This is a genomic window from Methylibium sp. T29 (assembly GCF_000576205.1).
Taxonomy (GTDB): domain Bacteria; phylum Pseudomonadota; class Gammaproteobacteria; order Burkholderiales; family Burkholderiaceae_C; genus Methylibium; species Methylibium petroleiphilum.
In genome coordinates this window covers 1-12,662 of record NZ_AZND01000099.1, presented here as the reverse complement: position 1 = coordinate 12,662, position 12,662 = coordinate 1, and the positions used below count along the sequence as shown (strand labels likewise).

The window sequence follows — 12,662 nt, the reverse complement described above, 5'->3', positions numbered from 1 at the left end:
CCGATGCGCGCTTCACGCCGGCTCCGCCACGGTGAACGGCAACCACACCCGCAGGGCGACGCCGCGCGGGCTGCGGTTGTCGATGCGCAGCACGCCGCCCAGCGCCTCCACGCGCTCGGCCAGCCAGCGCAGGCCGTAGTGGCCGCCGTCCTGCCGCGCCTTCTCGCGCCAGTCGGGTGCCAGACCCTGGCCGTCGTCGTCGACCTGCAGCTCGGCGCCTTCGGACTCGGCATGCAGGCTGACGTTCAGCTGCCTGGCCTGGCCGTGGCGCAGCGCATTGGTCAACCCCTCCTGCGCCGCACGGTAGAGCGCCAGCGTCGCCTCGCTGCCCAGCTGCACGTCGCCCAGGTCGATGTGCAGCTCGACGCTGGCCTGCGGTTGGCTGACCCGGGTGCGCTCGACCAGGTCGCGCAGCGCATCGGCCAGACCGAAGACGTCGAGCACCAGCGGCGCCAGCCGCGGGATCAGGCCGTGCATCGCGTCGTAGAGGCGCGAGCTTTCCTCGGCGATCACCTGCGCGGCGCGCGCGGCCTCAGGGTCGGCGATGGCGACGCGCTGCGCCACCGACAGCGCCAGGCTGCGCATGCCGGTGACCGACTGGCCCAGTTCGTCGTGCAGCTCGCGCGCGATCAGGCGGCGCTCCTGCTCCAGGTGGCGGTCGATCCAGCGTGCCAGGTCGCGGCGGTCGGACAGCTCGTGCTCGGCCTGCGCGGCCCGGCGCTCGGCCTCGATGCGCTCGCTGACGCCCACCACCATGCGGTTGAAGGCGGCGCCGATGGCAGCCGCCTCGGTGCCCGGCAGGCGCGGCAGCGTGACGTCGAGCTGCCCGGCCTCGATGCGGTTGAGCGCCGCGACGATCTGCCCGAACGGCTCGACCGTGCGGCCGACCACCCAGAACACCACCAGGTTGAGAACCGCCAACACGCCCAGCGCGGCCAACCCCAGCACCGCGAACTGGTCCCAGGCATCGAGCGCCGCGCGCGAGGGGTCGGCCCGCACCACCAGCGTGCCGTCGGGGAAATCCATCTTCTGCGGCTCCAGCGGCGGCGCCATGAAATCGACGAACCAGTCGGGCGCATCTCGGCCCGACTTGTAGGGCGACGGCGGCGACTGGTAGACCAGTTCGCCCTTGCCGTCGAGCAGCGTGATGTCGTTCGCCCGCACCCGGCCTACCCCCTGCAGGTAGCCGATCATCGCCGGCGTGCCGCGCGCCGCCTGCAGCCACAGCGTGCGCTGCAGCAACTGCGCGGCCACGCGGTTGGCGGCCTCGATCTCCTCCCGGATCGCGTCGCGCGCGCTCTTGACCTGCAGCGCCATGACGGCCACCAGGCACAGCGCCACCAGCACACCGACGATCAGGTGGATCTTCAAGCGCAGACTCATGCGCCGCATGGTATCGGCCGGCCACCCACCGGCGCGGCGCCGATTCCAGAAAATCATGAGGCGCGAATCATGGCCGGGACCCTGCCCGACGGCCGCTCACGTGGGCATCATGAGCCATGAGTTGACGGGAAACCGTTCACTCCGCAGCCGCCAAACCGGCCCTGTGCCACCCGAGTGAAGGAGATTCGACATGCAATGGCAAAAGCCCCAAGCGACCGACCTGCGTTACGGCTTCGAGATCACGATGTACATCTCGAACCGTTGATGACAACGGTTCCGGCCGGCCTTGCGCCGGGCCGGTTCAGGAAGGCCCGCCTCGAGCGGGCCTTTTTGCGTCTGCTCCCGAGGCGACAGGGTCCTGCGCGCGCTGTCGCGATAATCCGCCGATGCAAGTGTTCCGAGGTCTGCACCACATCCTGCTGGCCGATGGCGGCGCGTCGGCCGTCACGGTCGGCAACTTCGATGGCGTGCACCGCGGCCACCAGGCGATGCTGGCGCTGCTCAAGAGCGAGGCCGAGCACCGCGACCTGCTCAGCACCGTGCTGACCTTCGAGCCCCATCCGCGCGACTTCTTCGCCGCGCGTGCCGGCACCCCGGCCAAGGCGCCGGCGCGCATCGCCACGCTGCGCGACAAGCTCGGCGAACTGGCGCGCTGCGGCGTGCAGCGCGTCGTCGTGCTGCGCTTCGACCAGACCTTCGCCGACCAGTCGCCGCAGGCCTTCATCGACGACGTGCTGCTGCGCGGCGTGAAGGCGCGCTACGTGCTGGTGGGCGACGACTTCTGCTTCGGCGCGAAGCGGGCCGGCGACTACGCGATGCTCGACGCCGCCGGCGAACGCCAGGGCTTCGACGTGGCGCGGATGATGAGCTACGAGGTGCACGGCCTGCGCGTCAGCAGCTCGGCGGTGCGCGAGGCGCTGGGCGCCGGCGACATGGCGCTGGTCACCCGCCTGCTGGGGCGGCCCTACAGCATCAGCGGCCACGTCACCCACGGCCGCAAGCTGGGCCGCGAGCTCGGCGCCGGCCCGGACGGCGGCGACGGCTTCCGCACGCTGAACCTGCGTTTCCCCCACCCCAAGCCGGCCGCGCACGGCATCTACGTCGTGCGCACCCACGGCCTGACCGCCGAGCCGCTCGACGGTGTGGCCAGCCTGGGGGCCCGCCCCACGGTGGACGACAGCGGCCGGGTGCTCCTTGAAGTGCACTGCCTGGACTGGCCTGCGCACCTGGGCGCCGAGGGGGGCTACGGTAAACTCGTCCGCGTGGAACTGCTGCACAAGCTACGCGACGAAGCCCGCTACGACGGGCTCGCTGCGCTGACCGCCGCGATCGCGCAGGACGTGAGCCAGGCGCGCCAGTGGCTGACGAGCAGCCCGCACGCGGCCCATGCGGCCGAGCGCCGCCAGACACCCGCGATCGAATTCAGGCCGCTGACCCTGCGGCGCCGGCGCCCGCTGCGCCGACGCACCCCTGCCTGTCCCCGCCGCGCGCCGCCCGCGCGGCCGCGCCGAGAACGCCATGAGCACCGACCAGCCCACCGACTACCGCGCCACGCTGAACCTGCCCGACACGCCCTTCCCGATGCGCGGCGACCTGCCCAAGCGCGAACCGGGCTGGGTGAAGCAGTGGGAGCAGCAGGGCACCTACCAGCGCCTGCGCGACGCCCGCGTCGGCCGGCCGCGCTTCGTGCTGCACGACGGCCCGCCCTACGCCAACGGCCAGCTGCACATCGGCCACGCGCTGAACAAGGTGCTGAAGGACATGATCGTCAAGGCGCGTCAGCTGGCCGGCTACGACGCGCTCTACGTGCCGGGCTGGGACTGCCACGGCCTGCCGATCGAGAACCAGATCGAGAAGCTGCACGGCCGCGGCCTGGGGCGCGACGAGGTGCAGGCGAAGAGCCGTGCCTATGCCACCGAGCAGATCGAGCAGCAGCGGGCCGACTTCAAGCGCCTGGGCGTGCTCGGCGCCTGGGACCAGCCCTACCGCACGATGGACTTCGGCAACGAGGCCGGCGAGATCCGCGCGTTGAAGCGCGTGATGGAGCGCGGCTTCGTCTACCGCGGTCTGAAGCCGGTGTACTGGTGCTTCGACTGCGGCAGCTCGCTGGCCGAGTTCGAGATCGAGTACGAGAACAAGTCCTCGCCGACGGTGGACGTGGCCTTCCTGGCCGCCGAGCCGCAGAAGCTCGCCGCCGCCTTCGGCCTGCCGGCGCTGGCCAAGGACGCGTTCGCGGTGATCTGGACCACGACGCCATGGACCCTTCCCGCCAACCAGGCGCTGAACCTCAACCCCGAGCTCGAGTACGCGCTGGTCGACACCGAGCGCGGCCTGCTGCTACTGGCCAATGCGCTGGTGGAGAAGTGCCTGGCGCGCTACGGCCTGGCCGGCACGGTGCTCGCCACGACCGCCGGCCAGGCGCTCGAGGGCCTGGAGTTCCACCATCCGCTGGCCCACGTGCACCCGGGCTACGCGCGCCGCAGCCCGGTCTACCTGGCCGACTACGCCACCGCCGAGGACGGCACCGGCATCGTCCACTCGGCGCCGGCCTACGGCGTGGAGGACTTCAACTCCTGCATCGCGCACGGATGAAGCACGACGAGATCCTGAACCCCGTGCAGGGCAATGGCGTGTACGCGGCCGAGCTGCCGCTGTTCGGCGGCCAGTTCATCTGGAAGGCCAACCCGCTGATCGTGCAGGCGCTGCAGGATGCCGGCCGGCTGATGGCGACCGCGAAGCTCGAGCACAGCTACCCGCACTGCTGGCGCCACAAGACGCCGGTGATCTACCGCGCCGCGGCGCAGTGGTTCGTGCGCATGGACGAGGGCGAGGGCGTGTTCACCGTCGACAAGGCGCCGAAGACGCTGCGCCAGACCGCGCTGGCGGCGATCGACGCCACCGCCTTCTACCCCGAGAACGGCCGCGCCCGGCTGCGCGACATGATCGCCAACCGGCCCGACTGGTGCATCAGCCGCCAGCGCAACTGGGGCGTGCCGCTGCCCTTCTTCCTGCACAAGGTGAGCGGCGAGCTGCACCCCGACACGCTGGCGCTGATGGACCGCGCCGCCGCGCTGGTGGCGCAGGGCGGCGTGGAGGCCTGGTCACGGCTCGACCCGCGCGAGTGGCTGGGCGAGGCAGCCGGCGATTACGCCAAGAGCACCGACATCCTCGACGTGTGGTTCGACTCCGGCTCGACCTTCTTCCACGTGCTGCGCGGCAGCCATGCCGGCGCCGGCCGCGACGACGGCGGGCCCGAGGCCGACCTCTACCTCGAGGGCCACGACCAGCACCGCGGCTGGTTCCACAGCTCGCTGCTGATCGCCTGCGCGATCGAGGGCCGTGCGCCCTACCGCGGCCTGCTGACGCACGGTTTCGCGACCGACGGCCAGGGCCGCAAGATGAGCAAATCGCTCGGCAACACCGTGGTGCCGCAGTCGGTGAGCGAGAAGCTGGGTGCCGAGATCATCCGGCTGTGGGTCGCCAGCACCGACTACTCGGGCGACCTGAACATCGACGACAAGATCCTCGCACGCGTGGTCGACGCCTACCGGCGCATCCGCAACACGCTGCGCTTCCTGCTCGCCAACACCAGCGACTTCGACCCGGCGACCGACGCGGTGCCGGACGGGCAGTTGCTGGAGATCGACCGCTACGCGATCGACCGCGCGGCGCAGCTGCAGGCCGAGATCCTGGCGCACTACGAGGTCTACGAATTCCACCCGGTGGTCGCGAAACTGCAGGTCTACTGCAGCGAAGACCTCGGTGCGTTCTACCTCGACGTGCTGAAGGACCGGCTCTACACCACCGCCCCGAAATCGCTGGCGCGGCGCAGCGCGCAGACTGCGCTGCACCGCATCACCGGCGCGATGCTGCGCTGGATGGCGCCGTTCCTGAGCTTCACCGCCGAGGAGGCCTGGCCGATCTTCGCGCCGGGCGTGTCGCCGTCGATCTTCACGCAGACCTATACCCCCTTCGCGCCCCCCGAGGCCGCGCGCCTGGACAAGTGGACCCGTGTGCGCGAGATCCGCGATGCCGTCAACAAGGAGATCGAGGCCGTCCGCACCGCCGGCGCGGTGGGCGCATCGCTGCAGGCCACGGTGGCGGTCGGCGCGCCGGCCGACGACCTGGCGCTGCTGCAGTCACTGGGCGAGGACCTGAAGTTCGTGTTCATCACCTCGGCCGCCACCGCGGCGGCGGCCGACGCGCTGACGGTCGCGGTCACGCCGAGCAGCGCCGCGAAGTGCGAACGCTGCTGGCACTACCGCGACGACGTCGGCGCCGACCCGGCCCACCCGACGATCTGCGGCCGCTGCACCAACAATCTCTACGGTGCCGGCGAAAGCCGCACGGTGGCCTGACGCCATGGCCAGGACAACGACCTTCGGCCGCGGCGGCCTGCTCACCTGGCTGGGCGTCGCACTGATCGTGATCGTGCTGGACCAGCTCACCAAGACGCTGATCCTCGGCCACTTCCAGTACGGCGATGCACGCCACGTGACGGGCTTCTTCAACATCGTGCGCGTGCACAACACCGGCGCGGCGTTCAGCTTCCTGGCCGGCGCCTCGGGCTGGCAGCGCTGGTTCTTCGTCGGCCTGGGCCTGGTGGCGGCCGGCTTCATCGTCTGGATGCTGCGCAGCCAGGGGCACCAGCGCCTGTTCGCCTGGGCACTGTCGCTGATCCTCGGCGGGGCCATCGGCAACGTGATCGACCGGCTGCTGCACGGCTACGTGGTCGACTTCCTCGACGTCCACTGGGCCGGCTGGCATTTCCCGGCCTTCAACATCGCCGACAGCGCCATCACCGTGGGCGCCGCGCTGCTGATCCTCGACGAACTGCGGCGCGTGCGACGCGGCTGACGACCGGGCGGCCGCGGGGCCGGCCCCGCCGCTGCCACCGACCTTGTGCTCGGTGTCTACCCGCTAGGACCGCGGGCCGCGCAGCGTCTACGCTGCGCGCATGACCTCCGACAACCCCGCGCCACTCGGACCCGCACCCGACCTGGGTCCGCCGCCCGGCGCAGCGCTGACCGCCTTCGACCTGCCGCTGGCCCGACTGCACCTCGGCGACCCGCTGCGCTGGCTGGCGGCCGGCTGGCACGACTTCCGCCGCTGTCCCGGACTGGGCCTGTTCTACGGCGGCTGCTTCGTGGCGATGGGCTGGTTGTTGATGCTGGTGTTCCGCCATGCACCGGCCTACACGCTGGCGCTGTCGGCCGGCTTCCTGCTGGTCGGCCCCTTCCTTTGCACCGGGCTCTACCACGCGAGCCGCGCGCTCGAACGCGGCGAGCGGCCTTCGCTGGCCGCGTCGCTGTGGGCCTGGCGCGAACGGCCGGGCAGCATGGCCCTGTTCGGCGGGGCCCTGCTGATCCTCGAGATGCTGTGGGGACGCGCCGCGCTGATCGTGTTCGCGCTCAGCTTCGACGGCATGCCCGACTTCAAGGGCTCGCTGCTCGCGCTGCTGGACCCGCAGAACCTCGGCTTCATCACCGCCTACGTCGGGGTCGGCAGCGTGTTCGCCGGGCTCATCTACGCGGTGAGTGCGGTGTCGATCCCGCTGCTGCTCGACCGGCCGGCCGACGCGATCACCGCCGCCCTGGTCAGCCTGCGGCTGGTGCTGACGCAGACCGGCGTGATGCTGGCGTGGGCGGCGCTGATCGTCGTGCTGGTCGTGCTGGCGATGCTGCCGGAGTTCCTGGGCCTGCTGGTGGTCGGGCCGGTGCTGGGTCACGCGTCCTGGCATGCCTACCGCAGTGCGGTCGGCGCGCCCGGCACCGCGGGCGGCTGAGCCGCCCGGCTCAGGGCAGCAGCACGCTGCAGCCGGTGGTCAGGCGGGCCTCCAGGTCGCGGTGCGCCTGCGCCGCGTCGGCCAGCGCATAGCGACGCTCGACCGGGATCCTCACCTCGCCGCTGCCGACGACAGCGAACAGGTCGTCGGCCATCGCCTGCGTGCTCTCGCGCGTGGCGATGTGGGTGAACAGCGTCGGTCGGGTCACGTACAGCGAACCCTTGGCTGCCAGCACGCCCAGGTCCACCGGCGGTGCCTTGCCCGAGGCGTTGCCGAAGTTCGCCAGCAGGCCGAAGGGCTGCAGCACGTCGAGCGACTTCTCGAAAGTGTCGAGGCCCACCGAGTCATAGACCACCTTCACGCCACGCCCGCCGGTGAGCTCCTTCACGCGCGCGACGAAATCCTCGCGCCGGTAGTTGATGGCGTGCTCGGCGCCGTGCTGCACGGCCAGCGCGCACTTCTCGTCGCTGCCGGCGGTGCCGATCAGGCGCAGGCCCAGCGCGCGCGCCCACTGGCAGGCGATCAGGCCCACGCCGCCGGCCGCGGCATGGAACAGCACGCTGTCGCCCGGCTGCAGGCCGCCCTGCGGCAGCGTCTTCTTCAGCAGGTACTGGACGGTCAAGCCCTTGAGCATCATCGCGGCCCCGGTCTCGAAGTCGATGCCGTCGGGCAGTTGCACCACGCACTTGGCCGGCATCACCCGCGCCTCGCAATAGGCTCCCGGCGGCGCGCTGGCGTAGGCGGCGCGGTCGCCGGCGCGCAGGTGCGTCACGCCGGCGCCGACCGCCTCGATCACGCCGGCCCCCTCCATGCCCAGCGTGAGCGGCATCGGCAAGGCGTACAGGCCGCTGCGCTGGTAGACGTCGATGAAGTTCAGCCCGCAGGCATGGTGGCGGATGCGCACCTCGCCGGGACCGGGTTCCCCGATCGGCAGGTCGACGAGTTGCATCGCGTCGGCACCGCCGGCGTGCGGGACCTGGATCGCTTTGACGGTGGCTGCGGGCATGCGGGAGTCCTCGGGGGTTTCGTGTTCTCCGGTATCGTGCCAGGGTTCCCAAACCCCTTGCCGATGCGCCGACTTCGACCTGCCCCCAACCTCGCCATCGCCACGCTGTGGGCCGACCTGCTGGGGCAGGCGGGCATCGCGGCCACGGTGCAGCGGGCATTCGCCAGCAGCATCGCCGGCCAGGTGCCGCCCGACCAGGCCCTGCCCGAGGTCTGGATCCAGCACGAGGAGCAGTTCGACCGCGCCAGCGTCATGCTCGACGAGCTGACGCACTGCCCGCCGCATCTGTGGGTCTGCCCGGGCTGCGGCGAGCGCATCGACGGTCCGTTCGAGCAGTGCTGGAACTGCGGCGCCGCCATGCCGCCCGACCCGCCGAGTCGGCTCTGAGCTTCGATGACCGGCCTGACCCCTCGCGTTGCCCTGCTGATGACCCTGCCGCCCCTCATGTGGGCCGGCAACGCGGTGGTCGGCCGGCTCGCGGTGGGCAGCGTGCCGCCGCTGACGCTGAACCTGCTGCGCTGGGGGCTGGCCCTGCTGTTGCTGCTGCCGCTGGGCTGGCGGGTGTTCCGCGCGCCGCGCGAACTGGCGGCGCGCTGGCCGCACCTGCTGCTGCTCGGCACGCTGGGCGTGGGCAGCTACAACGCGCTGCAGTACCTGGCGCTGCAGACGTCCACGCCGATCAACGTGACGCTGATCGCCGCCAGCATGCCGGTCTGGATGCTCGCGATCGGCGCGCTGTTCCATGGCGTGCGTCCGCAGCGCCGCCAGCTCGCGGGCGCCGCGCTGTCGCTGGCCGGCGTGGCGCTGGTCATCGCGCGCGGCAACCCGGCGGCGCTGGCGCGCGTGCAGTTCGTCACCGGCGATCTCTACATCCTGGTGGCAATCGTCGCGTGGGCGTTCTACAGCTGGATGCTGGCGCGCCCGCCGGAGCATCTGCGCGGCGCGCGGCAGCCGCTGCTGCAGGCCGAGGGGCAGGTGCCGCGCCCGTGGACCTGGTCCGAGGTGCTGCTGGTGCAGGTGGCGTTCGGACTGATCAGCGCTGCGGCGGCCGCCGCGGGCGAGCAGGCGCTCGGCAGCGCGCCGATCCGATGGAACGCCTGGGTGGTGGCCGCGCTGCTGTTCGTCGCCGTCGGCCCCTCGCTGATCGCCTACCGCTGCTGGGGCCTGGGTGTCGCGCTGGCCGGTCCGGCGGCGGCGGCCTTCTTCGGCAACCTCACGCCGCTGTTCGCCGCGCTGCTGTCGGCCGCGCTGCTGGGCGAGCTGCCGCAGTGGTACCACGGCGTGGCGTTCGCACTGATCGTGGCCGGCATCGGGGTGTCGACGCGACGATCGACGCCCGGACGCCGCGACGGCCCCTAGACAGCCCCTCTCCAGCCCCTAGTCCGACGAACGTTTGGTCGCATCCGTGGCGCGGTCGGCTCGCTATGATCGGCGCAGGCAGCCGCTCCCATGCACACCTCCCGCGACGTCGCCCTTCCTCAAGCGCACGACTGGCATCGGCTCCCGGGCTGATGATGGCGATCGGCCGCGACGCGCGCCTGCTGGCCGTGAACGAACCGCTGGCGGCATGCACCGGCTGGCACCGCGACGCCGCCGCCGACGGCGAGGCGTGGCTCGACCGGCTCTCCGCGCCGTCGCGCCGCGAGCTGCTGAAGGCACTGGACCATCTCGACACGGCCGACCGCTTCCGCCTCGAGCTGCAGTTCCGCCGGCCCGGCGGCGAGGTCGGCTGGCTCGAGTGCGATGCGCGCTGGAACCGCGACACCGAGCTCTGCCTGTGCGCGCTGCACGACGTGAGCGCGCGCAAGCGCACCGAGCTCGCGCTGCGCGAGCAGACCACGCAGCTGCGCGTGCTGGCCGACAACGTGCCGGCGCTGATCGCCTACTACGAACAGCAGGGCTTCCGCTGCACCTTCGCGAACCGCCACTATGCGAGCGCACTGGGCTGGACCCCCGAGAACATCCTCGGCCGCACCGCGGCCGAGATCGTCGGCGAGCGCGGCTGGCAACAGATCCGCCCCTACATCGAGCGGGTGGTCGAGACCCGCGCCCAGGTGTCCTACGAGCGCGAACTGACCGATGCCGCCGGCCGGCCGCAATGGCTCGAGGTCGACGTGCTGCCGAACTTCGACGACGAGGGCGAGCTGTCGGGCGCCTTCGTGCGGGTCACCGACATCACCAAGCACCGGCTGGCCGAGCGCGCCGTGCGCGAATCGGAAGAACGGCTCGCGAAGTTCATGCAGGCGAGCGCCGAGGGCATCCTGTTCCACCGCAACGGCACGGTGATCGACATCAACGAGCCGATCTGCGAGCTCACCGGCTACACCCGCGACGAGGTCATCGGCCGGCAGACCGCGGAGTTCCTGGCGCCCGACCACCTGCCGCGCGCGCAGCAGGCGCTGGCCACCGGCGCCGAGGCGGCGTGGGAGAGCGTCGCGCTCGGCCGCGCCGGAGAACGCATCCCGGTCGAGCTGATCACCCGCTCGATCATGCGCAGCGGCGAGCGGCTGCGCCTGGTGATCGTGCGCGACATCCGCGAGCGCGTGGCCGCGCAGGCGCGCATCCACCACCTCGCGCACCACGACGCGCTGACCGGCCTGCCCAACCGCGCCGCATTCGGCCTGCAGCTCGAGCGACTCACGGCCTCGCACCGCAGCGGGGATGCGCAGATCGCGCTGCTGTTCATCGACCTCGACCACTTCAAGCGCATCAACGACTCGCTCGGCCACCTGGTCGGCGACCTGCTGCTGCAGACCGTGACGGCGCGCATCACCGACAACCTGCGCGCCGACGACCTGGTGGCACGCTTCGGCGGCGACGAGTTCATGGTGCTGATCCCGGGCGTGACCGACCGCAGCGTCGTGGAGCAGGTGGCGGGCAAGCTGCTGGCGGTGATCGAGGCGCCGCTCGAGGCCGCGGGCCGTTCGATCTCGGTGTCGCCATCGATTGGCGTCTCGCTGTTCCCCGAGCATGGCCGCACGCCGGCCGAGCTGATCCAGCATGCCGACGCGGCGATGTACATGGCCAAGGCGCGCGGTCGCGCCAACGTGCAGTTCTTCGACCCGGTGGTGGCCAGCGCCGCCTACGACGCGCTGGTGGTCGAGAGCCAGCTGGCGCAGGCGCTGGAGACCGGGGCCTTCGAGCTCCACTACCAGCCGCAGCTGCGCTCCGGCGACGGCCGGCTGGTCGGGGTCGAGGCGTTGATCCGCTGGCACCATCCCGAGCGCGGCCCGCTGCTGCCCGATGACTTCATCCCGGTGGCCGAGGAGCGCCGGCTGATGCTGCCGATCGGCCAGTGGGTGCTGCGCGAGGCGATGCGCTGCGCCCGGCGCTGGCATGCGCAGGGGCTCGAGCTGCCGATCTCGGTCAACCTCAGCAGCATGCAGTTCCAGCAGCGCGGCTTCGTCGACTCGCTGGCCGAACTGCTGCGGCAGGAGCAGGTGAACGGGGCATGGCTGGAGCTCGAGCTCACCGAGCGCATGCTGATGGACGACCTGGACGAGGTGAAGGCGACGCTGGCGCAGCTCAAGGCGCTGGGCATGCGCATCTCGGTCGACGACTTCGGCACCGGCTACTCGTCGCTCGGTCACCTGAAGGAACTGCCGATCGACAAGGTGAAGATCGATCGATCCTTCGTGCAGGACGTGCCGCAGAACGCCGACGCCGCGGCCATCGTGCGGGCGATCGTGCAGCTCGGCCGCAGCCTGGGCATGACCGTCATCGCCGAGGGCGTGGAGACCGAGGTCCAGGAGCGCTTCCTGCGCGAGCTGGGTTGCGAGGAACTGCAGGGCCTGCGGATCGCGCCGCCGCTCTCGGAGGCCGACCTGCAGCTCTGGGCCTCGCGGCGCTAGGGCCGTTGACGCGACCGGAGGGCTCGCGCCCGTGCTGCGCAGGCCCTAGAACGTGCCGGGGTAGGCCCCGCCGTCCATCAGCAGGTTCTGACCGGTGATGTAGCCGGCCTGGGCGCCACACAGGAAGGCGCACGCCGCGCCGAACTCGGCCGGCGTGCCGAAGCGCCCCGCGGTTCTTCAGCGCGCGCTGCGCCGTCGTCAGGCCGCTGGCCTGCGCGGCACCCTCCAGCGTCCTGGCGAGTCGTTCGGTCTCGAACGGGCCGGGCAGCAGGTTGTTGATCGTCACATTGCGCGCCACCGTCGTGCGCGACAGGCCGGCCACGAAGCCGGTGAGCCCCGAGCGCGCGCCGTTGGACAGGCCCAGGATGTCGATCGGCGCCTTCACCGCCGCCGACGTGATGTTGACGATGCGGCCGAAGCCGCGCGCCATCATCGGATCGACCACGGCCTTCATCAACTCGATCGGCGTCAGCATGTTGGCGTCGAGCGCCGCGATCCAGGCGGCGCGGTCCCAGTCGCGGAAGTCGCCGGTCGGCGGACCGCCGGCGTTGTTCACCAGGATGTCGACCTGCGGGCAGGCCGCCAGCGCCGCGGCGCGGCCTTCGGCGGTGGTGATGTCGCCGGCCACCGCGCGCAC

General features: G+C 71.6%; 9 protein-coding genes and 2 pseudogenes. 7 read left to right on the top strand and 4 right to left on the bottom strand.

The genetic code is table 11. From position 1 onward, the window contains the following. Window positions 1-12: 12 nt before the first annotated feature. Entirely contained in the window at window positions 13-1,383 is a 1,371-nt protein-coding gene (locus tag x551_RS12690; RefSeq protein ID WP_036248793.1) for an ATP-binding protein, read from the bottom strand. Between the two features lie 190 nt (window positions 1,384-1,573). On the opposite strand from x551_RS12690, the gene pqqA reads away from it, so the two are divergent. Next, complete coding sequence (gene pqqA / locus x551_RS24380; RefSeq protein ID WP_081771315.1) at window positions 1,574-1,648, top strand: pyrroloquinoline quinone precursor peptide PqqA; 75 nt, start codon at window positions 1,574-1,576, stop codon at window positions 1,646-1,648. On the opposite strand, the gene x551_RS27390 is transcribed toward pqqA, so the two are convergent. After that, on the bottom strand, window positions 1,623-2,660 hold the full coding sequence (locus x551_RS27390) for a hypothetical protein (RefSeq protein ID WP_036248788.1): 1,038 nt from the start codon (window positions 2,658-2,660) through the stop codon (window positions 1,623-1,625). The genes pqqA and x551_RS27390 overlap by 26 nt on opposite strands. 241 nt (window positions 2,661-2,901) lie before the next feature. Here x551_RS27390 and ileS point away from each other — a divergent pair. The 3 genes and pseudogenes from ileS (at window position 2,902) to x551_RS12670 (ending at window position 7,168) form a co-directional block, all read left to right on the top strand. Further along, a pseudogene (gene ileS / locus x551_RS12680) lies at window positions 2,902-5,741 on the top strand (isoleucine--tRNA ligase). A gap of 4 nt (window positions 5,742-5,745) precedes the next feature. Continuing rightward, window positions 5,746-6,240, top strand: coding sequence for a signal peptidase II (lspA, locus tag x551_RS12675; RefSeq protein WP_036230089.1), 495 nt, complete (start codon window positions 5,746-5,748; stop codon window positions 6,238-6,240). 100 nt (window positions 6,241-6,340) lie between these two features. Beyond that, on the top strand, window positions 6,341-7,168 hold the full coding sequence (locus x551_RS12670; RefSeq protein ID WP_036230053.1) for a DUF2189 domain-containing protein: 828 nt from the start codon (window positions 6,341-6,343) through the stop codon (window positions 7,166-7,168). A gap of 10 nt (window positions 7,169-7,178) precedes the next feature. Here the strand turns inward: x551_RS12670 and x551_RS12665 are convergent, their stop codons facing one another. Further along, on the bottom strand, window positions 7,179-8,174 hold the full coding sequence (locus tag x551_RS12665; protein WP_011830625.1) for a quinone oxidoreductase: 996 nt from the start codon (window positions 8,172-8,174) through the stop codon (window positions 7,179-7,181). 63 nt (window positions 8,175-8,237) lie between these two features. Between x551_RS12665 and x551_RS12660 the strand changes: the two genes are divergently transcribed. The 3 genes from x551_RS12660 (at window position 8,238) to x551_RS12650 (ending at window position 12,025) form a co-directional block, all read left to right on the top strand. Continuing rightward, window positions 8,238-8,561, top strand: a complete 324-nt coding sequence (locus x551_RS12660) for a hypothetical protein (RefSeq protein ID WP_036230056.1) — start codon at window positions 8,238-8,240, stop codon at window positions 8,559-8,561. A gap of 39 nt (window positions 8,562-8,600) precedes the next feature. Next, entirely contained in the window at window positions 8,601-9,533 is a 933-nt protein-coding gene (locus x551_RS12655) for a DMT family transporter (RefSeq protein WP_253950369.1), read from the top strand. A 152-nt stretch (window positions 9,534-9,685) separates the two neighbouring features. After that, window positions 9,686-12,025: an EAL domain-containing protein gene (locus tag x551_RS12650; RefSeq protein ID WP_253950368.1), complete on the top strand. Its 2,340-nt coding sequence runs from the start codon at window positions 9,686-9,688 to the stop codon at window positions 12,023-12,025. A 45-nt stretch (window positions 12,026-12,070) separates the two neighbouring features. Here x551_RS12650 and x551_RS24370 read toward each other — a convergent pair. After that, a pseudogene (locus tag x551_RS24370) lies at window positions 12,071-12,662 on the bottom strand (SDR family oxidoreductase); the annotation flags it as partial.

Bases quoted from the DNA above. Each gene is read 5' to 3' on its own strand.
- x551_RS12690 (WP_036248793.1), bottom strand. From the start codon at position 1,383: ATGAGTCTGCGCTTGAAGATCCACCTGATCGTCGGTGTGCTGGTGGCG.
- lspA (WP_036230089.1), top strand. From the start codon at position 5,746: ATGGCCAGGACAACGACCTTCGGCCGCGGCGGCCTGCTCACCTGGCTG.
- x551_RS12670 (WP_036230053.1), top strand. From the start codon at position 6,341: ATGACCTCCGACAACCCCGCGCCACTCGGACCCGCACCCGACCTGGGT.
- x551_RS12665 (WP_011830625.1), bottom strand. From the start codon at position 8,174: ATGCCCGCAGCCACCGTCAAAGCGATCCAGGTCCCGCACGCCGGCGGT.
- x551_RS12660 (WP_036230056.1), top strand. From the start codon at position 8,238: ATGCGCCGACTTCGACCTGCCCCCAACCTCGCCATCGCCACGCTGTGG.
- x551_RS12655 (WP_253950369.1), top strand. From the start codon at position 8,601: ATGACCCTGCCGCCCCTCATGTGGGCCGGCAACGCGGTGGTCGGCCGG.
- x551_RS12650 (WP_253950368.1), top strand. From the start codon at position 9,686: ATGATGGCGATCGGCCGCGACGCGCGCCTGCTGGCCGTGAACGAACCG.